General features: G+C 46.4%; 16 protein-coding genes. 12 read left to right on the top strand and 4 right to left on the bottom strand.

Going from position 1 to position 21,358, the window contains the following annotated elements; translation table 11 throughout:
* Genes F8C67_RS02805 through F8C67_RS02790 form a run of 4 tightly spaced genes read left to right on the top strand, consistent with a single transcriptional unit; the run spans position 1 to position 5,462 of the window.
* The gene (locus F8C67_RS02805; RefSeq protein WP_151666269.1) at positions 1 to 1,098 is read left to right on the top strand and encodes a LysM peptidoglycan-binding domain-containing protein; all 1,098 of its coding nucleotides are present in this window, start codon (positions 1 to 3) and stop codon (positions 1,096 to 1,098) included.
* Complete coding sequence (locus F8C67_RS02800; RefSeq protein WP_151666268.1) at positions 1,095 to 2,588, top strand: GDSL-type esterase/lipase family protein; 1,494 nt, start codon at positions 1,095 to 1,097, stop codon at positions 2,586 to 2,588. Before F8C67_RS02805 ends, F8C67_RS02800 begins: the two co-directional genes overlap by 4 nt.
* A complete protein-coding gene (locus F8C67_RS02795; protein ID WP_151666267.1) occupies positions 2,578 to 3,801 on the top strand; it encodes a GDSL-type esterase/lipase family protein in 1,224 nt (407 codons plus the stop codon). Before F8C67_RS02800 ends, F8C67_RS02795 begins: the two co-directional genes overlap by 11 nt.
* Positions 3,801 to 5,462 (top strand): MBOAT family O-acyltransferase, encoded by a 1,662-nt coding sequence (locus tag F8C67_RS02790; protein WP_151666266.1) that lies wholly within the window; start codon positions 3,801 to 3,803, stop codon positions 5,460 to 5,462. Before F8C67_RS02795 ends, F8C67_RS02790 begins: the two co-directional genes overlap by 1 nt.
* On the opposite strand, the gene F8C67_RS02785 is transcribed toward F8C67_RS02790, so the two are convergent.
* On the bottom strand, positions 5,433 to 6,974 hold the full coding sequence (locus F8C67_RS02785) for an MltF family protein (protein WP_170266332.1): 1,542 nt from the start codon (positions 6,972 to 6,974) through the stop codon (positions 5,433 to 5,435). The two genes, F8C67_RS02790 and F8C67_RS02785, sit on opposite strands and share 30 nt — an antisense overlap.
* Positions 6,975 to 7,091: 117 nt before the next feature.
* On the opposite strand from F8C67_RS02785, the gene F8C67_RS02780 reads away from it, so the two are divergent.
* The 5 genes from F8C67_RS02780 (at position 7,092) to F8C67_RS02760 (ending at position 12,619) form a co-directional block, all read left to right on the top strand.
* Entirely contained in the window at positions 7,092 to 8,000 is a 909-nt protein-coding gene (locus F8C67_RS02780; protein WP_151666264.1) for a universal stress protein, read from the top strand.
* The gene (locus F8C67_RS02775) at positions 7,997 to 10,204 is read left to right on the top strand and encodes a SulP family inorganic anion transporter (RefSeq protein WP_151666263.1); all 2,208 of its coding nucleotides are present in this window, start codon (positions 7,997 to 7,999) and stop codon (positions 10,202 to 10,204) included. The genes F8C67_RS02780 and F8C67_RS02775 overlap by 4 nt, the downstream gene beginning before the upstream one ends.
* 2 nt (positions 10,205 to 10,206) lie before the next feature.
* The gene (gene miaE / locus F8C67_RS02770; RefSeq protein WP_151666487.1) at positions 10,207 to 10,788 is read left to right on the top strand and encodes a tRNA-(ms[2]io[6]A)-hydroxylase; all 582 of its coding nucleotides are present in this window, start codon (positions 10,207 to 10,209) and stop codon (positions 10,786 to 10,788) included.
* A gap of 27 nt (positions 10,789 to 10,815) precedes the next feature.
* Complete coding sequence (gcvT, locus tag F8C67_RS02765; protein ID WP_151666262.1) at positions 10,816 to 11,898, top strand: glycine cleavage system aminomethyltransferase GcvT; 1,083 nt, start codon at positions 10,816 to 10,818, stop codon at positions 11,896 to 11,898.
* A gap of 61 nt (positions 11,899 to 11,959) precedes the next feature.
* Positions 11,960 to 12,619, top strand: coding sequence for a hypothetical protein (locus F8C67_RS02760; RefSeq protein WP_151666261.1), 660 nt, complete (start codon positions 11,960 to 11,962; stop codon positions 12,617 to 12,619).
* A gap of 880 nt (positions 12,620 to 13,499) precedes the next feature.
* Here the strand turns inward: F8C67_RS02760 and F8C67_RS02755 are convergent.
* From F8C67_RS02755 to F8C67_RS02745, 3 genes are all read right to left on the bottom strand, one after another.
* Positions 13,500 to 14,519, bottom strand: a complete 1,020-nt coding sequence (locus F8C67_RS02755) for a DUF481 domain-containing protein (RefSeq protein ID WP_151666260.1) — start codon at positions 14,517 to 14,519, stop codon at positions 13,500 to 13,502.
* 411 nt (positions 14,520 to 14,930) lie between these two features.
* Positions 14,931 to 16,382 (bottom strand): glyceraldehyde-3-phosphate dehydrogenase, encoded by a 1,452-nt coding sequence (locus tag F8C67_RS02750; protein ID WP_407675831.1) that lies wholly within the window; start codon positions 16,380 to 16,382, stop codon positions 14,931 to 14,933.
* A 138-nt stretch (positions 16,383 to 16,520) separates the two neighbouring features.
* On the bottom strand, positions 16,521 to 17,951 hold the full coding sequence (locus tag F8C67_RS02745) for a trypsin-like peptidase domain-containing protein (RefSeq protein WP_151666258.1): 1,431 nt from the start codon (positions 17,949 to 17,951) through the stop codon (positions 16,521 to 16,523).
* A gap of 131 nt (positions 17,952 to 18,082) precedes the next feature.
* Between F8C67_RS02745 and dapF the strand changes: the two genes are divergently transcribed.
* From dapF to F8C67_RS02730, 3 genes are read left to right on the top strand one after another with little or no spacing between them, the layout of a single operon-like run.
* The gene (gene dapF / locus F8C67_RS02740) at positions 18,083 to 18,859 is read left to right on the top strand and encodes a diaminopimelate epimerase (protein ID WP_151666257.1); all 777 of its coding nucleotides are present in this window, start codon (positions 18,083 to 18,085) and stop codon (positions 18,857 to 18,859) included.
* Entirely contained in the window at positions 18,847 to 19,380 is a 534-nt protein-coding gene (locus tag F8C67_RS02735; protein ID WP_151666256.1) for a GNAT family N-acetyltransferase, read from the top strand. The genes dapF and F8C67_RS02735 overlap by 13 nt, the downstream gene beginning before the upstream one ends.
* Positions 19,377 to 21,344 carry a tetratricopeptide repeat protein gene (locus F8C67_RS02730; RefSeq protein ID WP_151666255.1) on the top strand — a complete coding sequence of 656 codons (1,968 nt, stop codon included), beginning with the start codon at positions 19,377 to 19,379 and terminating at the stop codon, positions 21,342 to 21,344. The genes F8C67_RS02735 and F8C67_RS02730 overlap by 4 nt, the downstream gene beginning before the upstream one ends.
* Positions 21,345 to 21,358: the final 14 nt, after the last annotated feature.

Genomic DNA, 21,358 nt, shown 5'->3' with positions numbered 1-21,358 from the left:
ATGCGTCGCTTATACGTTGTCATCCTACTTTTACTCACCCTTGCATCTAGTGCTCAAGACCCCGAAGTCTTTCTGCGCGAGAAAGGTTATTTAGTGCGTGGCATGAGCTCACTGAACCTTCCTGCCAACCGTAAGGGATGGTGGGGATTATCGCCGGCCATTGCTGTCAAGTATGGATTGGATGTGAGCGAAGGATTCGATGCGCGCATGGACCCATACTTTAGCACAGAAGCTGCTCAGGAATGGTATGAAGATTTACTCGAGCGATTCGAAGACTCTCTTCTAGCCGATTATGCCTTTGTGTATGGACCCGCTCCGGCAACGCGATTGTCCTTCGATGCGGTAGAATTCATCAAATGGAAGAAGACCATTGAGGATTGGAAATCCATGGAAATGGATGAGCTACCAGACTTTTCAGACCAAAAGGAGATGGCGGTTTCTGGCTCCTTCTATTGGTCGGATGTACCAGCTGTGATGGGGTGGAACGCGGCGGATAAGCGGTTTTTTGAAGTCGCAAATCCCGGGATTCAAAACGACCATTTGGAGATTGATAGAACGGCAGTTGTGCGAATGAACCCTCTGCCGACAAAAGATCAGTTGGTTCAGTTGTTCGAATTGGCAAGAGTTAAGGATAGTACGGCGTTACAAGGCTTGATGGCTACGCGTAACCGCATTGAGAACGATATTCCCGATCCATCAACTCATACAAGAATTACCTATCGCGTTCGCTCAGGAGACTACCTTGGGGTGATTGCCAATCGCTATAAAGTCGGACTGAGTGATGTGAAGAAGTGGAACAATCTCCGATCGGACATGATTAGAGTTGGTCAAGAGCTCGTGATCTACGTTCCGCGAGGAGTAGATACACGAGTGGTTACCGCACAGGCGGCAGAGCGTCGGGAAGGGCAAGTTCGCTCGGATGAGGAAGACCGAGAAGAAGTTCAGTACAAAGTAAAAACTGGAGATACACTCTGGTCGATTGCGCGGAATTATCCCGGAATTAGCGCTGATGATATCATGAGATGGAATGGCATTGATGAAGGAATTCGCGAAGGTCAAGTGTTGTTGATTCTCGTAAAAAGCAGTACCGCCCAATGATTCGTCCTCACATCACACTTCTTTTTTTGATAGCTGTAGGGATGCTCTGCTTTGGGTTGATGTTTATTGTGCCCGAAGGAGGTGTGAAAGTGGCAGGCGTAACTGTCCGATATCCGACGTGGGACGAGTTTGTTCAACAAGACACCACGCAAAGAGTGGATGTGGAAGCGATTATTCGGGCGAGCCACATGACTAGAATCGATACCGCGGGTCAGGCTAAATCTGAAGAAGAGAAAAAAGCGCGCGAACATCTAATGAAGACACTCGAACTGAGAAAAATTCAGTTCGCGAGTACAGATACGATTCGTCTTTCAAAGCTTCGTGCCGCTCTAGAAGAAATACGTGATAATGGAGGAAAACTGCGTGTCTTACACTTCGGGGATTCTCAAATAGAAGGGGATCGAATTACAAGCTTGATCCGAAACGAATGGACAAAAGCTTATGGCGGTGAAGGGCCAGGCATGTTGGATGCAATGCCTTTAGCGCCAACTTTCTCAGTGAATCAAACTCATTCTGATAATTGGGCCAGGTACGCAGCGTTCGGAAAGCGCGATACGAACATCACCCATACTAGTTTTGGATTACGAGCGGTATTGTGTCGGTACACGCCACCTCAAGGCGACAGTACAGCCACTGATACCACCATGGGATGGTTGGAATTCAAGCCGTCAAACATGGCGTATTCACGAGCGAGAACCTATCACCAGATGCGCTTGCATTACCGCAATCCAGATGCTGCTTTCCGTTTGACGGTCTATGCCAATGACACGCTGCTCACAGAACAAATTATTCAGCCTGGAGCGGAGGCGAGGGTGCGAAGTTGGACATTCTCTAAAACTCCCGAAAAGCTGAGAGTAGAGTTTAAAGGCAAGGTTTCGCCTGACGTTTACGGCGTTTCACTTGAAGGTAATTCGGGTATTGTAGTCGACAACATTCCAATGCGCGGAGCTTCCGGCGTCATCTTCACGCGGATGAGTAGAAGTCACCTCAATAAAGTTCTGAGTCTTGAGCCCGTAGAGTTGATTATCTATCAATACGGAGGGAATACGGTTCCGTATATCAAGTCAAAAGAACAAGCGGCGACATACGCGCGCAGAGTACGAAGACAGATTCAACGATTGAAGCAATTAGCTCCTGACGCAACGATCTTGATGATTGGGCCGAGCGACATGAGCACGAAATCGGGAACTTCTTTTGTGACCTACGAAGCGGTTCCATGGGTTAGAGACGAGTTAAAAGCTGTAGCCATGGCCGAGAACGTTCCATTCTGGGACATCTTTGGGGCAATGGGAGGTTTAAACTCTATGCCAGCTTGGGTTGGAACCAATCCACCATTAGCAGGACCTGACCACGTTCACTTTACGCCAAAAGGTGCGAGACAGGTGGGAGAGTGGCTGACCACAGCTTTGAGTCGCGAACTCTTTCCAAACCATGTCGAGAATCCAGCCGATTCAGTATTAATTCCAGGAACACAAGTAGATGAGAATTAGACTGATAGCGCTTTCTTGTTTGCTAAGCCTCGCTTGCCTAGCTCAGTCGGTTACCCAAGCCAAATATCCGTTCATGCACTTGGAGAACAATGTGATTCTCACACCGGGTGATGACGATAAGCTTGAGGCCTTTTTTGAGAAATTAGATCAGCTTGCTTTCGAAGGTGAAGGGCAGATTGACGTACTACACATGGGCGGTTCTCACGTGCAAGCCGGTATGCTTTCAGATGCAATGCGGACAGGTTTGCATGCCATGAGTCCGGGTTTAAAGGGGAGTAGAGGTTTTTTCTTTCCATTCCGTCTGGCAAAAACGAATGAGCCTAGAAACTTCAGCATTCAATCGAATGTGGAGTGGGAAGGTTTCAGATGTTCCGTGAATAATCACGAGGCGAGATGGGGCATGAGCGGTATTGTTGCGTCTACCACCCGAAGAAATGCAAGGGTTGATATTCTTGCTTTTGATGGTGATACTGGTCGATACAGATTCTCTAAGGTTCGAATTTATCATCCGTCTGGCGATTCGCTTTTCTACCCGGTTGTTGATTCTCAGAAATTTAAGGTGGATACCATCTTCTATGATGAGCGCGGATTCACCGAGTTCAGTTTGATCGGTGATTATCGTTCATTCACATTTACCCTGGCCGGAAAGGAAGAGGCTACAGAGTTCATCTGGCAGGGAGTTCAGTTCGTCGATGATTGGCCAGGAATCAGTTATCACGCACTTGGTGTAAATGGAGCAAGCACGAAGAGTTATTTGCGATGCGTTGATTTCAACAAGCAGATGAAGGCAATCGCGCCCGATTTAGTTGTCTTTGGAATAGGAATCAATGATGCCTACATGAGTGAGGAAAGGTTCGAACCGGAGGTCTTCAAAGCTCGGTACGATTCTATAATGGATGCCATCGAGGCTTCAAATCCCGAAGTATTGTTCCTCTTCCTCACGAACAATGACAGTTATTACCGCCGCCGCTATCCGAATCCAAATGCATTGGCTGTGCGTGATGTCATGCTCGAGTTGGCTGAAGAAAGAGATGCCATTTATTGGGATCTCTTCGAAGTAATGGGCGGATTGGGAAGTATTGACCTATGGGTAGATCAAGGATTGGCACGAGGTGACAGAATTCACTTATCTAGAGAAGGATACGAGCTTCAAGCGGAGCTCTTAGTATATGCCATTGAACAGAAATGGCTTGAACACTTACGCGAGGATTGATGGCTTGGGATAGCATTTTAGAATACTTGACCTACAACGATGGTCGTCCACTACTCTTCACGGATATCGTGTTTTGGGTATTCTTTGCAGTGGTGCTTACGATATATTCTTTCGTACACAAGGAGCGGGCCCTGCGCAATGCGTTTCTCTTCCTGGCGAGTTTATACTTCTACTATAAAACCAGCGGATTCTTCTTCACCATCCTCTTGTTCTCCACCGCTGTAGACTTCTTTATAGGCCACGCTATATACGGTGCCAATAAGAAGTTGCACAAGCAGTTATGGGTAGCCTTGAGTGTTACTGTGAATCTTTTGGTGTTGGGCTATTTCAAGTATTCCTACTTCGTGGTAGACTTCATCAATTCCAGTTTTGGGACAAGCCTTGAGGTTTCGAATTTCTTCGCAAGTACAGCGAATTCGTGGTTTGGAACTGATTTCGTCGAGAAGAAGATCCTTCTTCCTGTGGGGATTAGTTTCTTCACATTTCAGACCATCAGCTACAGTGTAGATATCTATCGCGGACTCATAAAACCAGTCAAGAACCCCCTTGATTTTGGGTTCTACGTTTCATTCTTCCCGCAACTTGTAGCGGGACCAATCGTGAGAGCTAGTGAATTTATTCCTCAGCTATATCAGGAATATAAATTGACTAGAGCCCAGTTTGGGACGGGCGTATTCTGGATTCTGAATGGCCTATTGAAGAAGGTCTTGCTGGCGGATTACATCGCCGTAAACTTTGTGGACCGAATTTTCGAGAATCCAACTATGTACACAGGATTCGAGAATATGATGGCGCTCTTTGGGTATTCACTTCAGGTATACGCCGATTTCTCTGGTTACACTGACATTGCCATAGGCATAGCCTTGCTGCTTGGATTCCAGCTCCCAGTTAACTTCAATTCACCCTACAAAGCTTCGAGTGTAGCTGAATTCTGGAAGCGCTGGCATATTTCATTGAGTACTTGGTTGAGAGACTACTTGTACATACCGATTGGCGGTAATCGAAAGGGAAGTATTTTCTCGTATTCGAGCATGTTTACCATATTATTTACGGTTAGTCTTTTGGCGTCTTCGTGGGTAGTGCCTGTTGTTTGTGCGGCTGTTGTTGCTACGGCAGCGGTTCTGTCTCAGGTTAGTCAGAAGTTCCGCCATTGGATGGAGAACAACATCAATATCATGCTAACTATGCTCTTGGGAGGGTTGTGGCATGGGTCGAGTTGGAACTTTGTGATTTGGGGCGGTCTAAACGGACTAGGCCTCGTGGTTTATAAACTTTGGAAGAAGATTAGCCCTTGGGGAGACAAGTCGAAATGGTACTTCCGTGCTTGGGGAATTGTACTCACTTTTGTCTTCATCACATTCACGCGTACGTGGTTTAGAAATGAGAGTTTCGACAATGCCTTGATTATGCTGAATCAGATTGGCGGATCGTTCAATTTGGCGCTTGTTCCAGAAATCTTAAGCGGATTTTGGAACGTGTTCTTGGTGATGGGCATTGGGATGATTATTCACTGGTTCCCTTCTAGTTTCAAGCTTTATTACAGAGAACTGTTTGTGAAGAGCCATTGGGCAATTCAAATCTTTGTGAGCTTCTTCGCTTGTATTGCCGCTTATCAGGTGCTGTCGGCCGACTTACAACCCTTTATTTACTTCGCCTTCTAGAATCGCCTCGTGGGGAGGTAGGATTTGAGGTGGGCGCAGGGAGATGCCTGCAATTTCCTCGATGGCTTGGTTGTTATCCGTGAACTCTACGTAGTAGTTGTAGGTCCTAAGAATTCCTCGAACGTAATTTACTGGCTCCTTTCCTCGACAATATCCATGTTCAACTACAGGGTCATTGTAGTACTTAGGAAGCATCTTGTTTTCGAGCATCACCTCAACGTTATCGTACCACACATCAGTTTCCAGCTCATACTTTTCAGCTAGATTTCGAGCGTCGATAACATGACCAAGGCCAACGTTGTATGATGCGAGGATGAACTTCTTGATATCGGTTGTATCCGTCATCTTTCTCCTCCAATACTTCTCAAGCCACAAAAGGAATCCTGTGCCAGCCTCAAGATTGCGAGAAGGCGTTTTCAATTCATGGGGTTCAACACCAAATCGTTTTCCTGTATTTGGCATCACCTGCATGAGGCCAGTGGCTCCAAAAGGTGACTGAGCATCAGGATTAAATCTTGATTCTTGATGAATCAATGCAGCGAGCATTCTCCAATCCCATCCCATTTTCTCGGCTTCAGACTGAATCATTTTATCGAATGCCGATATTCTACCATTTCGAATTTCTCGGATGCTTTCGTTTCGACGTGGATTGTTGGAGAAGTAGCGGTTATAGATGATGTTGTACTTCGAACTGTTCACCTTAGACTCCAACCATGTGTTGAGTGAGGTGAGAAGTGTGTCATTGCCTGGTGGTACTGCCCAAGCAATGGCTTGAGTCAATGAGATTGGCGTGTTGATATCTAGATTTGGATAGAATGCTTTGTGCATGCGAGCGATGTTCTCATCGGCCACGGTGAGGTCGATTTCCTCTTCGGCAACCATTTCAATAAGCCTGCTGTAACCTACATCTGAAGCTACTTCCACAACTTCTACCTGAATGCCGTTTTCTCGAATGATGTTGTAAAGTCTTTCAGCGAAACTCGTCGTGCGATTCACATGTACTTGTCGACCTTCGAGTTCGAGTATGTGGTCCACTAGCCATTCTTTGCGCGCCGCTCTTGAGCGTCGAGCTTCGGGAGTAAGACGTTGAACGAGTACTTGTCGCGTGTAATGCAGGGGAGAGGAGAACTGAACTCTTCTCAACCTTTCTCCTGTAATGGTCAGGTTTCCTGCAGCGAGATCACCGTTTCCAGCCAACAGGCTGTCCAAAATATAGTCGAAGTCGGGTATGATTTTCACGTCTAGCGACAAGCCGTGGTCCTTGCAATACCAGGTGAGGATGTCGTAATCGAAACCGCGAGGCTGACCTTTCATGATGTAGTAGCTCGCCATGTTGTTATCCATTAGAACGGTCAACGTTCCAGGCACCTGGGTCAGCGGCTGTTGAATCGAATCTCCTGAATTATCGGCTAAAACGACGGCATCGTCCGAGGGCTTCTCGGTACATCCCCAAAAGGAAATCGTCGCAATTGCGCTTATTACGATTAGGTATGGTAGTGATGTTTTTTGCATCATACCCAATATAACAAAGACCGTTTCACATTGAACGTCAGAATGTTCCGTCTTTTAAACAATGCATAGTGAATAACCTCGCTATCTCAGGTCAAATCAAAACTTTATCTTCACGGAATGACCGAGCCAGAAACGACCAACAAGACCGGTTTCCCTCTTCACTTTAAGAAGGTGGCACTTGCCATTGCTCTTTCTCCTAGGGCAGAAGCACTGCTGTTTGAAGCAGTTCGAATTGTAAAGATGCTGGAGGCTCAGCTCGTTCTAATCCACGTAGGTGAATTGAGTTCGGATACCAAGCAGAAGTTAGATGATTTGGTTACCAGAGCTGGCGGTCAGGAAGTTGCTCCGAAGTTTGTAGCGAAGAGCGGAAAGCCTGTAGAGGTAATCCTTCAAGCCTGTAAAGATGAAAAGGTTGAGCTGCTTCTAGCGGGCGCGCTACTCAAGGAGAATTTGATGCGTTACTTCCGCGGATCTATTGCACGACGACTTGTGCGAGAGACTTCGTGTTCCATTCTATTAATTACCAATCCTAAAAAGGAGAGTGAACCATGCTCTAAGATATTGGTAAATGGCATCGCACATCCGAAAACTCCGGATTCAGTAAAGACGGCGATTTATGTTGCGGGTAAACTTCAGGCGAATGAAATCATCATTGCGGATGAGGTGCCTACACATGAAGTTCGTGTGAGGGTGAATGATGATAGGGGCTTGATCAGAGCTGAACGTCAGCGTCGCCTTATTGTAAGGGAGGAGAGAAAGAGATTGGCAAAAGCGCTTCGTGAAGTTGAAATTCCAAAAGGCTTAGAAATAGAACAGCGCGTGTTATACGGAAAGCCCGGCTACAGCATCGGTCACTTTGCGGCAGATCAAGGCGTGGATATGCTTGTGATGAATTCTCCAGACTCTACATTGGGCCTTCTCGATAGAATCCTAACACATGATATTGAGTATGTTTTGAGCGATTTGCCATGCGATTTGCTCATCGTTCATACCACAAAAAGCATGACCGAAAAGCATAATTCATGAGCGCAGGAACAAGCATTTGGAAATACTTCAAGAAAGATGCATTTGCGTCGATTCTCGTTGTGCCTGTTTCATTAATGATTGCGCTCGGACTCTCAACCGTGGCCCATGCACCTACCGAGTCTGCCATCATAGCGCTGGTAGTCGGTGGAATTATCACTTCAATTTTTGGTGGCTCATTTGTAAATATCTCCGGAGCGGGAATCCATTCGGCAGCCGTTTGGATGATGGGTGCCATCGTGTTAGGCAACGGAGAGTTTGGACATGGTTACAAATTGATGCTCGCCTCAGGTGTGATAGTCGGTCTATTGATGATAGTCATCGGCCTTTTGCGACAGACACAACGTTTGGACATTATCCCTATTAGCGTAAGACGCGGAATTATTTCTATGCTTGGGGTTTGGATTCTGATTAGCCAGATTCCGCCGCTACTGGGAGAAAATGCCTATTTATCCTATGATTCGTTAGGCGCCATTTTAGCTACATATCCAGAGTTGCTCGACAAGGCAGTGAATGGAAACATGGATTACTGGATATCGGGTGTCGGGTTGATAGCCTTGATGTTCATGATCTTTTACAGCTCCTATCAAAATAGACTCATTCGCATGCTACCTGCTCCCTTGTGGTTGTTGATTGGTGGTGTGATATTCTCTTTCTACCTACAAATCATTGAAGGAAATGCCTTCTTGGACCATTTGAATCAGCAAGTTCATCTGAATCAAATTGGCTTAGATTGGATTCATTCACCCGATTGGGCCATGATTGGACAGTTTAAGTTTTGGGCAGTTACATTGGGCTTATTGATGGTTACGTTGAATGAATCGGTAACAAATCTTCGAAGTACTGACCGACTGGATTTACTACACAGACGTAGCGATATTAACTCGGAAATAACAGCGCTCGGATTGGCTAGTGTTTTGAGTTGCGCCATTGGCGGATTGAATGTAACAGCTACCATCGTTCAAAGCTCAACGAATATTCAACTGAAGGCCATGTCGAGATGGAGCAATGTGCTCAATGCCATTGGGCTTCTCGTTTTGGTAGTTGCTATTGGCGGTTATCTTGAAAACCTGTTACTTCCATTTGTTTCAGCCATGATGCTCTATGTGGGATATCGTATGGCTGCGCCGTCTCACCTTCGCGCTATCGCGGATATTGGATGGGAAGACCTGCTCGGATTAACCGTAGCCTTTGTTGTAGGATGGATTTATGGAATCTTCTATGGCCTGTTAGCAGGTATTATCTTGATTTTCATCCTACAACTCATCACTTCGGGCAAAGCGGGTCTGATACTCCGTTTTGCCTTCAGGCCTAACACGCTGTTGTATCAGGAATCTGATGCCGGATACCTTTTGAGTATCAAGCATTATGGCAACTTCTTGAATCTAGGGCGCATACGTGAGAAGATTGATAGTGTTCCATCTTCATCTGAAATGATTGTCGACTTTTCTCTCGCTGAATTTGTCGATGAGAATGTACTTCGACAGCTTGAGTATTATGAGGAGATTTTCTTGAGAAGGGGAGGACGCTTCGAAATTGTGGGAGTAGATGACTTGCGAACTACCGTGCATCATCCTTTCGCCTCATGGATGCCGTTTGGAGCCGCTCCAACAGATGAAGGGCCACTTTCAAACCGCCAAGAAGCCCTTGCAGAGCTCGCGCAAGAAGCTGGCTTCAAGTACCGACCACAAGTATTGTACAGTGGTCAGCCGTTCTATGCCTTCCAGTATTTCAGGTCGGTTCAGATTGAAGGGCAACGCAATAGAGTTGAAGGAGAGTTGGACGGAACACCGTTTGTGTTGGCCGATGTAGATTATCACGAAGGTGAGTTTATTGCTCGGGGGACATCCCATTCCACGATGATGTCGATGGAAGTAAAGTGCAAGGTTCCTCAATTCGTTTTGGATAGAGAGAGACTCTTGGATAGAGTGGCATCACTTGCTGGATTCAGTGACATCAACTTTGAAAATCATCCGAAGTTTAGTGCGAAGTTCCACTTGCAAGGCGCAAATGAGCCTGCAATCCGGAAATTCTTCTCTGACGATTTAATTGATATGCTCAATGAAACCCCTTATTATCACATAGAGGCAAGGGGGCAACAAATCTTGATTTTTGAGAAAGAGCGTTTGGCTGGGGCTAATGAGATAAAAGGATTAATTAGCTTTGCGTCCGAATTAGCAGCATTCCTCAAAAAGTCGGAAGAATGAGCATGTTAGGACTTAAGCTACCAACGGATCCGCGTTGGGCCAACATTGCAGAAAAGAACGTAGAAGAAATCCTCACCGACCACGCTTATTGCGAGCAAAAGGCGGCATCTACGGCCATCTCACTCATTATTGGATATCCTGATTACCCCGAGCTTGTAAGCGCTATGGCGGCTCTTGCTAGGGAGGAAATGAGCCACTTTGAAATGGTTCACAAAAAGATTGTGGAGCGTGGATTGGATTTAGGTCGCGAGCGTAAGGATGAGTATGTCCATCAAATAATGGAGTTCTTTCCAAAAACAGGAGATAGAAGACAGCGCCTCGTCAATCGTCTGCTAATTGCTGCCTTAATTGAGGCGCGTTCATGCGAAAGATTTAAGGTGTTATCCGAAAACATAGAAGACACGGATTTGGCGGAGTTCTATCGCAAATTGATGATTAGCGAAGCCAACCATTATACGATGTTTCTGAAATTTGCACGCGATATCGGTGGAAGAGAGAGTGTAGACCCGAAGTGGAACAGCCTCTTGGAGTATGAAGCCGAGGTGATGTCAAAGCTTGGAAAGAAAGAAACGATTCACGGCTAACACGCCACAACCCATAATTGCATAACCATGAAGAATACAGCACTAACCGCTGTTCACGAAAAATTGGGCGCCAAGATGGTCCCATTCGCTGGATACAACATGCCGGTTCAATACGAAGGTGTAATTGCCGAGCACAACAATGTTAGAGAGCACGTAGGAGTTTTCGATGTGAGTCATATGGGCGAATTCTGGGTTCGTGGCCCTCAAGCCCTCGATCTTATCCAGAAAGTAACCTCAAACGACGCGGCCAAGCTCGTTCCTGGGAAGATTCAATACAGCTGTTTGCCAAACGACAAGGGAGGTATCGTAGACGACCTGCTTGTATACTGCGAAGATGAGCAGAACTTCATGCTTGTTGTCAATGCTTCAAACATCGAGAAAGATTGGAATTGGATCTCCAAACACAACGATTTCGATTGTGTAATGGAGAATACGTCAGATGATATCTCGCTACTAGCCGTTCAAGGTCCAAAGGCGGTGGCAGCACTCCAGTCGCTTACCGACATCAACTTGGCTGATATGAAATACTACACTTTTGAAAAGGGTGTATTTGCTGGGGTTGACAACGTTATCGTATCAGCAACCGGATATACTGGAGCTGGAGGTTTTGAAATCTACTTCTCGAATGCTGATGCTGAGAAAATCTGGAATGCTGTGTTTGAGGCTGGTGCTTCGCAAAACATCAAGCCTATTGGATTGGCTGCGCGCGATACGCTCAGACTTGAAATGGGATTTTGCCTTTACGGGAATGATATCGACGAAACCACTTCTCCAATCGAAGCGGGACTAGGTTGGATTACGAAGTTCACGAAAGACTTTATCAATTCAGATGCCTTGAAAGCGCAGAAAGAGGAAGGTGTTACGCGCAAGCTTGTCGGATTTGAGCTTGTTGACCGTGGCGTTCCACGTCAGGGTTATGCAATTGTTGACGGCAATGGAAACGAAATGGGCATTGTAACCTCTGGGACGATGTCGCCAAGCACAGGTAAAGCCATTGGTATGGGGTACGTCCCGACCACGGCGGCTGCTCCAGATACAGAGATTGGTATTGCGGTTCGCAACAAGGTCCTTAAAGCAAAGGTGGTTAAACTGCCGTTCTACAAGGGCTAAACGAATCAACTTAACATTTGAGAAACCTGTCTTCGGACGGGTTTCTTTATTTTAGATCATTATGACCTATCGCTTCTCTCTCTTAGCCCTTCTGTTTACAGTACTTTGTACGTCATGCCAATGCACTCGCGATATCGATATCGAGGGGCAAATTCTAGAATCGTGTGAGAACCCGGTTGGTGTTGAGGGTATCCACTTAGAATTCGAGCATGGGGATGGCAGGGAAGAGGCAACGACTGATGCCAATGGTCGATTTCACTTTCAATTCACGGTTGATCGGAGCGATTTCAATATTTGGGGTGGGAGCTTACCACAAATTAAGTACACCACGGATTCGACTTATGGCAGATTTCAAGTTCCAGAATCAGATACGTACGACTATGGCAAGATCTACTTGAATCACTACGAGGAGGTTGCTCTAGAGTTTACAGGAATTCCAGATTCGGTCGATTTACAGCAATTTGACAGCGTTTATATAGCAGTAAATAGCGTTCATTCTAATGCGAACGTCTTCCCGGTTGATGTGAATAGTATATCAAATGGGTACATAACGCCTCCATACCTCGTGAGGCTGCAACCCGGGGTGCTGACGCTCACAATCTACTGTCTGGATGCGAGCACGTCACAGGTTGTTTTTCTTGGAGACCTAGATTTCGAAGAGATAGGATTGAGATGTTTCGATGAGCCGATCTTGATGAGGATGGAGTATTTGGAGCCTTGAGGCTTTACCCCGAATTTCATAGGGGTAGAGGTCTCTCGCAGAGATGCAGAGGAGTACGAGGTGGAGAGAGTTCGCGGAGGATGAGCTTAGCGGATGAACGCGTTGGAGTTCACCGGCCGGTGGTCGGGCAGGCTGTATAATCGCGAAAAGTAAAACCGCAATACTAAAATCAGCGGAGTGCGTAAAAAGCACATAAACAGGTGCTGGAATTCCCTAGGTGTGCCATTAAGTGGAGTACTGCTCGAAACATCATGATGACATGCAAGTTATGGGGCGCATGCAGGGGTAAGGAACGAGATTGGGAGTCAATCCTGACGCTGGCCTTCTGCCGTCTGCCGCCTGCCGCCTGCCGCCTGCCGTTGGACGCTTGCCGTCTTAGCTGGGGCCCCTAACCCCACCCCTGTGGCGAAGTTTCAAACTTTTATCGAATGGAGAATGATTCTCAGTTGGACAAATAGGGGACACACGGTGGACAAATCGTAGACACCGCAATAAGGAGGATAATTAGCCGAATGTAAACGTTTACAACACGACTATATCTGGAAAGGTGCTGTAGCTTGAGAACGGGGAGGGGCTAAACAGCCCCCTGAATAAAGTCACCCAGCGACATGCTTCCTTGACCCAACGTCTCAAGCCCAATACCTCAAGTTATTCCCATGACGTGTACCGCCTGGCGCCTGAAGCCCGATGCTGCCTTAGTAACGGCAAAAGGTGAATGCTGGCCCAATTGTTTCAAGAGGCTTTAATGAAAAGAACTTGGTGATAACCATTCAGAAATTGACTCACTCTGCCTTAAGCCTGAAACCATCTCCTGTCCAACCCTCTAACCCTCCGAACATCTAAAAATCTAACCCTCAAAAAGTCCAATAGATCCGCCGCTTCACCACTTCCAACCAATCCCCGTCGTAAAGACATAATCCGTTTCATTACCTGCTACCGCCGGCTGATTGTCATAGTTGACCGTAATGCCCGCTCGAATGTACAAGTCATCCAAGAAGAGGTCGTCGTATTTGGCATCGAAACGAAAGTCTGTACGTAAGCGACCGCTTTCCGTGATGCTAGGGTAGACTATCACGTTTGTAAATAAGTTGAGGTCGCCTATGTCGTACAGGTTTAACTCCGTACCAATGAATGCTTCCCAAGAATTTCGATCTGCCGCACCGCTGCTCTCCGCGAAGCGCTCACGTATAGATGCCGCACCAACGCTTGCTCCCCAATACGCGTGATTTGATCGGATAAAGTAATTACCCACACCAATCTTACTATTCGTTCGCAAGTCAATCGCCTGTTCCGTATTCGCTAGAAAGGTGATGTCGGCGGATAGGAACCAATCCGAAGGTAAATAGTATCTAAACCCAGCACCTGCATCGTTTCGTCGGATGTCAGGCGTAGAGTCCTGTCGGGAGAGAAGGGCATTGTAGTAGAAGTCTACCGACCAGTAATCTTGGATGTATCCAACGCGACTGTTCAGTGTTGTTTGATTCTGGTTGTTTGCTTTCGTTAGACTATATCCAAAGTCAATATTGGCATACAGCCTACTCAAGAAGCCATCGTCTAGGTTGTTGATATAGACAATCTCTTCAGGCTTTACGACATAGGTCCCACCTTCGATATCACGTATAGAAATAGAGCCGTCAGGAGCCGACATGAAGTATCCACTCACTCGTCGACCATCGCTCAACATGATGAGGTAGCGCTCTGAGGTCTTGATTCGCTTGATCTTCTCCCATTCAATCTTAAAATCACTGTCAGAATAGTCGGTTTCAATCACAACAACTCCACGATCCATACTTTTTACTTCACCGACAATCACATCGTTGTTGTTGAGAACAAGTGAATCGGTTTGAGCTACGGAAATAATAGAGTAGAAAATGCATCCAAGTGCGGCTAGGTACTTCATAATTGGGTGGTTTGGAGGAGAAGTTAGGGAAAATGGTTGGGTGGATTGATAGGTGGGAGGACTAATAGAGTGACAGACTAACAGACTTATGGATTAATAGACTTATGGACAAATGGACTCTTGGACTGATGGACGTGGTTTGGTTTACCCGCTGCTAGGCTGTTTGCCCATGCTCTAAGAATAATAGTGCGGCTTGTGAGGAATAAAGCGCCAAGCGACATAGTCGTGATTTCAATTGGCGTTTTGCAGCTTGCCCGACTACCGGCGCGAGAACTACAGCATGCCGATAATAACTCTTGCGTTTTAGCGGCTTACCCGCCTGCCGGTGCGGGAGAAACACATCGCATAAAAAAGTCCCCACCTCGCGGCAGGGACTTCTGAGCCTGGGCTATAAAAGCCTTTCTTCTATGCTTAATAGTAACGCTTGCGACGAACCTGCGCAATGTACTTGCTGAGGCGAATCACCTGACGAGTGTATCCGTACTCGTTATCGTACCATACGTACAACACCATTGAGCGGTTATCGCTATGAACGATGGTCGCTTTACTGTCGTAAATAGACGGACAAGAGTTTCCGATGATATCGCTAGATACGAGTTCGTTTGAAATGCTGTAGTTGATTTGCTCAACCAAGTCACCTTTCAAAGCCGCATCACGCATGATTTCGTTTACGTCTTCTACTGATGTATCCTTCGAAACGGTGAGGTTCAAAATTGCCAATGAACCGTCTGGAACTGGAACGCGAATAGCGTTTGAAGTAAGCTTCGAACCAAGACCAGGGATGGCCTTGTCAACCGCCTTACCAGCGCCTGTTTCAGTAATAACCATATTCACGCCAGCAGCGCGACCTCTACGATACTTGCTGTGCATGTTGTCCACCAAGTTTTGGTCGTTGGTGTAAGCGTGAATGGTTTCAATGTGACCTTTTTCAATTCCCAACTTGTCGTTGATCACCTTCAATACTGGCGCAATTGCATTGGTAGTACAGGATGCTGCCGAGAAAATGTCTACGTTATTCGGATCGTGATCCTTCTGGTTAATTCCGTGTACAATGTTCGGAACACCTTTACCTGGTGCAGTAAGGAGAACTTTTGATGCTCCCTTCGCCTTAAGGTGACGACCAAGAGCAACTTCGTCGCGGAATGCGCCGGTGTTGTCCACAATCAATGCATCGTTAATGCCATAGGCTGTATAATCGATGTCCTCAGGAGCATTGGCAGAAATCATATTCACCATGCGACCGTTGATGATCAAAGCCATATTCTCAACGTCAGCCTCAACTGTACCTGGGAAAGTACCGTGAACAGAGTCTACACGGAGCAATGAAGCACGCTTTTCAAGTGATTCAGGAGTTTCGCCACGAGTAACGATGGCGCGTAGACGAAGCTGCTGACCGCGTCCCTCTTGAGCGATGAGCTCACGAGCGGCAAGACGACCAATACGGCCAAATCCGTAAAGAACCACATCCTTCGGTTGAACTTCAGAGGCATCTTCGCCGATGAAGTCTCCCATTTTGTTGGCAACAAATGCGTCTTTTGAATCAAAAGATGAACCTTCCTCAACCCATTCTGCAGCAAGGCGACCAATGTCGAAACGTGCTGGGCAAATGTTTGCATTGAGAACCGCTGTTGCAAGCTCCAATGTGTCGGTAAGTGTGATGTTTTTGCCAACAACCTTCTTTGCGTAGTCGTGGAGATTCAAGATCTCACTCGGACGCTTATCGATAAGCTGGTTGCGGAAGAGTACAGTCTCAACACCTTTGTCGTAGAAAAGGTCACTGATAACCTTAATAAATTCAGTTGCGGATTTCTCCATGCCGATTCTTTCTTGAACGGCGGTTTCGTATGCGCGTGACATGCTAATGGGTTTAAATGGCACGAAAAACTGGCGCAAAAATACTTCGCTAATTCGGTTCGGGCAATTTTGTGTAAATAAATAAACCCCTCAAAATGAGGGGTTTAAAATCAATTATAAGGTGTAAAATTTACACTTAGTCCGGTTTTACATTCCAAACGCAAAGAAGTCTGGTTTGCCGTTCGGATGATATCCCTGAATCAAGAGTCCATCTCCAGGTTTAATTTCTGCCACTACTGCGAGTATATCTTCTTCTGAATCAACTCTCTGGTTGTTTACTTTGGTAATGACAAATCCCCTTGGCACTCCTGCCTTGGCGAGTTCACCAGTACCTGGATCCGTTACAACAACTCCATTTCTAAGCTTAAGCTGACGCTTATCCGCTTCACTCAAACCTCTGAATGTGCCACCAAGTTCATTGCCTGTCTCAGGCTCGGCACGAACTAAATCGGTGTTTCCACTGCTGTTTGTCAGCGTAAGGTTCAATGATCTGGAATTTCCACCGCGATCAACGGTAACTTGTACCGCATCACCGGGACGTTTACTTCCAATCACTTCTAGGAGCTCACTCGTACGAGTTACTGGTCTGTTGTTAATCTGGGTAATCACATCTCCGCGCTCCAACCCAGCGTCTTCCGCTGCAGATCCTTCGACTACATCAGCAATATAAACGCCTGTATTGAGGTCTAGATCGAATTGTTCGGAAAGCTCAGGGGTCACGTTTGTGATATTCACCCCTAAATATGCGCGTTGCACCTGGCCATATTCAATGATGTCATCTACAACTTTTCGTGCCAGATTACTCGGCACAGCGAATGAGTATCCCTCAAAGGAGCCGGTATGCGTGCTAATGGCGGTATTAATTCCAACCAAATCTCCATTGAGGTTTACGAGTGCTCCACCTGAATTTCCCGGGTTCACCGCTGCGTCGGTTTGAATGAAAGATTCAATCGCACTCTGTTCATCGATAATATTAATGCTTCGGCCTTTTGCTGAAACAATTCCCGCGGTGACTGTACTGTTTAGATTAAATGGGTTGCCCACTGCGAGCACCCATTGCCCAAGTCGTAGGTCGTCCGAATTCGCAATGGTCAATGGTTGAAGTCCTTCGGCCGCGATTTTTAGTACGGCAATATCTGTTGTAGGATCCGTACCAATTACCTCTGCCTCATATTCACGGTTATCGTTAAGCATCACTTCAACCGATTGAGCATTGGCAATAACGTGGTTGTTGGTAACGATGTATCCGTTTTCCGATATGATTACGCCAGATCCTGTACCTTCTACAATGCGCGGGGTCATGTTGCCCTGACCAAAACCAAATCCTCTAAATGGACTCACATAGTAGCCTTGTTCTACGGCAGTTTTGACGTGTACTACACTGTTTACTGCCATTTCTGCCGCTTCTGAAAAACTGTCCCATTGGATGGGTGCTCCATTGGCAGTTCTTATAACAGATGGCGTTTGATTTTGCTGGATAACTACTTGTTGTGGAGAATCGACAAGCTGAGTATATCCTACTACCGCTGCAGCTCCGCCCGCAATGGCTACGGCAAGAGTGCTGAGTGTTTGCTTCATCTTCATATTCTATCTCTATTGTTGATGTTGTCTATTTTCTCAAATCTCACACCAAGTTAACAACTCTTAGCCCCCATGGATTGTGGATTAACAAGATTTTAACCTCGGATTCTATTCCGTAACTTCGCATTATGAAATTTCAGTTCGAAAAATATCAAGGTACGGGAAATGATTTTGTGATGATCGATCATCGAAAGCCCTTTCTCGTTGACCTGACTACTGAGCAAATCGCACATATTTGCCATCGCCGCTTTGGCATCGGCGCAGATGGTTTCATTCTAATTGAAGAGGACGATGAAGTAGACTTCAAGATGGTCTATTTCAACAGTGACGGACGAGAGTCGACGATGTGTGGTAACGGCGGACGATGTTCCGTAATGTTCGCGCATACGCTGGGCATTGTTGGAACTGAGGATATTGTTTTCCGCGCTATAGATGGATTGCATCACGCTAGTATCGAAGGCGATATTGTCCACCTAGGTATGAACGATGTTTCATCCATTTCAGAAAAGATTCGTGGAATTTGGATGGACACAGGTTCGCCACATCACGTGGAGGTCGTTGATGATGTCGACGATTACCCCGTGCACAAGAAGGGCCGAATCATCCGAAATGAGATTTATGGAGTAGAAGGCTCAAACGTGAATTTCATCGAATGGAATGATCAAAAGCTCAAAGTTCGAACCTATGAAAGGGGGGTAGAAGCGGAGACTTACAGTTGTGGTACAGGGGTGACGGCTTCGGCGATAGCATTACATCACCTTGGAATTGCCCAGAAAGATTCAATTGAGGTTTCCACACCAGGTGGCGAATTACGTGTATCTTTTGAGTTCAACAACGGGGTCTATTCAAAGGTGATTCTAGCAGGACCCGCTCAAAAAGTATTCGAAGGATCTTGGACAAGCTGAATCTCACTAGTACATCGGAACGATTGGCATTCAGAGCATTAGAGCCAGAAGATCTTTCATGGCTCATGTTGTTGGAGAATGATCCAGCACATTGGCTCGTCGGTGAGCGCCAGCTTCCACTTTCTAGATCCACCTTTAAAGCCTACATCGAAAATGCCTCCGAAACACTCCAAGAGGCTGGTCAGTTTCGCTGGGTTATAGAACTTCGCGAAAGCAATACTCCAATTGGATTGCTAGATCTGTACAATTACTCTGAGCGTAATCAACGTTCCGCAGTTGGTGTTTTAGTGCATCTCGATCACCGAAACAAAGGATACGCAAAGGAAGCCCTGAATTGGTTATCAGACTATGCTAGGGAAGTAGCCTTTCTGCATCAATTGTATGCCGAAATTCAGTCAGATAACGAACACTCTATAGACCTCTTTACGAATGCAGGCTATGCTAAGACCGGAGTTCTAAAAGATTGGCTGAGAAGGCGCAATGCATTCGTGGATGTCGTTCAAATGCAACTTATCCTATGAGGCGAACCGGTCTTGTTCTTGGGTTAATCCTAGTTCTAACCCTCACCTTATATCAGTGTAACTCTCCGGAAGAAAAGCCGGAAGTGAGTGATTTGATCTGGCTAAACCATCACGATACCGTATCCTATGTCGGCATGGATGCCTGCTCCGGTTGCCACGGTGATGTACGACACACTTTTGTGCATACCGGAATGGGAAAGTCATTCGACCATGCTACTCCCGGAAAGGCCTTTTTTGATTGGGACGGCTCTGAAGTGATTGTCGACCCTCATTCTGGCTATTCATATCAACCCTATTTCGTCGATAGTACACTGTTTGTGCTGGAGTTTAGAACAGAAGGTGGAGACACCGTCCACAAAAGAAGACAGCGGGTCGACTATATCATCGGAAGTGGTCAGCACACCAATAGCCACATTTGGAATTCAAATGGTTTCCTTTATCAGGCTCCTTTTACCTACTACACACAAGAGGGAAGAGCCGATTTGCCGCCAGGATTTGAAAACGGCAATAACACGCGATTTACTCGAATCATCGGACTTGAATGCATGAGCTGCCACAATGCGATGCCAACGGAGTTTGTCCTCGGTTCTAATAATCGGTTTAATGCAGTCCCAACAGGAATCAACTGCGAAAGATGTCATGGTCCGGGTGAGTTGCACGTAGCCGAAAAGCTCGCAGGAAACATCGTAGACACTTCACAAGGTCCTGATTATACCATCGTAAATCCCAGAAGACTTTCTGCCGATCTTCAAATGGAGCTTTGCCAGCGTTGCCACCTGCAAGGAAATGCAGTTCTGGCCGAAGGGAAGTCATTTTTTGATTTCCGCCCAGGAATGCGCTTGTCGGAGGTCATGGATGTCTATCTACCTCGGTATGACAACAGTGAGCACTCCTTCATCATGGCAAGTCACGCCGATCGATTGAAGTTGTCTGATTGCTACAAAGCAGGCGACGGCTCCTTCAATTGCATTTCTTGTCATAATCCCCACGTTTCAATTGCTGAAACGAATACGCTTCAGTTCAACAAGACGTGTAATTCTTGCCATACATCTGAGAAGTCGAATTTGTGTACGGAATCAGAGCTAGAGCGTTTGAAGGTTGACGACAATTGCGTTCAATGTCACATGCCTTCGAGTAGTTCGGAGGACATTCCGCATGTAAGCGTGCATGATCATTGGATTAAGGTTCCAGATGCCGGCGTAGAAATTCAAATAGAAGATCAGATGGAGCGTACGTTGCTCGCCTTGGTTGCCATCAACAATTCGCAACCATCAAACCGAAGTAAAGCAAGGGCCTTCTTACAGCAATACGAGCAATTTGGTGGTGAGGTGTCATTGCTCGATTCAGCCTGGACCTATATTCGGGAGTTGGAAGATTCAGCGGCTATTACTGAGCTTGTTCACTTATACCATCTTCGGGGTACTTCGGGATTGTTAGTTCAAGAAGTTGAGAGAAGGGGCCCTCAAATCGTACTTGGACAGTTAAATCAACAGACGTACGACAACCGCCATGCTTGGACGGCTTATAGAATAGGCGAAGCATACAACTCCGTAAATCAGGCGGATTTCGCCCGGATGTTCTACCGAAAAGCAGTGGCACTAGCTCCAGATGTGCTTGAGATTCGAAATAAACTTGGTGCAGTTTCCCTCAAGCTGGGAGACGTAGAGGAGGCAGAAAAGCAATTCAAGTACATCATTGATCTGAACCCGTACTTATCTGATGCAAACAGCAACTACGGCTATGTTCAGTTAATTTATGGTGATACCACCATAGCACTTGAGTACTTCGAGTACGCGTTAAATCTGGATCCAGACTATGAACCGGCACGCCTTAATGCCGTTTCTGCATATTATGCTCTCGGTAGGTATGATGAGGCAAAGCGGGCCTTGAAACCATTAATCGAGGCCTATCCAAATAATCAGCAATATCTAGCCGTTTGGGAGGACATCAACCGCAAAGAATGAGTTAATTTGCGGGC

Source organism: Phaeocystidibacter luteus (assembly GCF_008933115.1).
Classification (GTDB): Bacteria; Bacteroidota; Bacteroidia; order Flavobacteriales; family Schleiferiaceae; genus Phaeocystidibacter; species Phaeocystidibacter luteus.
The sequence above is the reverse complement of the archived record's forward strand: the minus strand, read 5'-3'. Positions and strand labels throughout refer to the sequence as shown.

Coding starts and splice junctions, on each gene's coding strand:
- F8C67_RS02805 (WP_151666269.1), top strand. CDS start 1: ATGCGTCGCTTATACGTTGTCATCCTACTTTTACTCACCCTTGCATCT.
- F8C67_RS02800 (WP_151666268.1), top strand. CDS start 1,095: ATGATTCGTCCTCACATCACACTTCTTTTTTTGATAGCTGTAGGGATG.
- F8C67_RS02795 (WP_151666267.1), top strand. CDS start 2,578: ATGAGAATTAGACTGATAGCGCTTTCTTGTTTGCTAAGCCTCGCTTGC.
- F8C67_RS02790 (WP_151666266.1), top strand. CDS start 3,801: ATGGCTTGGGATAGCATTTTAGAATACTTGACCTACAACGATGGTCGT.
- F8C67_RS02785 (WP_170266332.1), bottom strand. CDS start 6,974: ATGCAAAAAACATCACTACCATACCTAATCGTAATAAGCGCAATTGCG.
- F8C67_RS02780 (WP_151666264.1), top strand. CDS start 7,092: ATGACCGAGCCAGAAACGACCAACAAGACCGGTTTCCCTCTTCACTTT.
- F8C67_RS02775 (WP_151666263.1), top strand. CDS start 7,997: ATGAGCGCAGGAACAAGCATTTGGAAATACTTCAAGAAAGATGCATTT.
- miaE (WP_151666487.1), top strand. CDS start 10,207: ATGTTAGGACTTAAGCTACCAACGGATCCGCGTTGGGCCAACATTGCA.
- gcvT (WP_151666262.1), top strand. CDS start 10,816: ATGAAGAATACAGCACTAACCGCTGTTCACGAAAAATTGGGCGCCAAG.
- F8C67_RS02760 (WP_151666261.1), top strand. CDS start 11,960: ATGACCTATCGCTTCTCTCTCTTAGCCCTTCTGTTTACAGTACTTTGT.
- F8C67_RS02755 (WP_151666260.1), bottom strand. CDS start 14,519: ATGAAGTACCTAGCCGCACTTGGATGCATTTTCTACTCTATTATTTCC.
- F8C67_RS02745 (WP_151666258.1), bottom strand. CDS start 17,951: ATGAAGCAAACACTCAGCACTCTTGCCGTAGCCATTGCGGGCGGAGCT.
- dapF (WP_151666257.1), top strand. CDS start 18,083: ATGAAATTTCAGTTCGAAAAATATCAAGGTACGGGAAATGATTTTGTG.
- F8C67_RS02730 (WP_151666255.1), top strand. CDS start 19,377: ATGAGGCGAACCGGTCTTGTTCTTGGGTTAATCCTAGTTCTAACCCTC.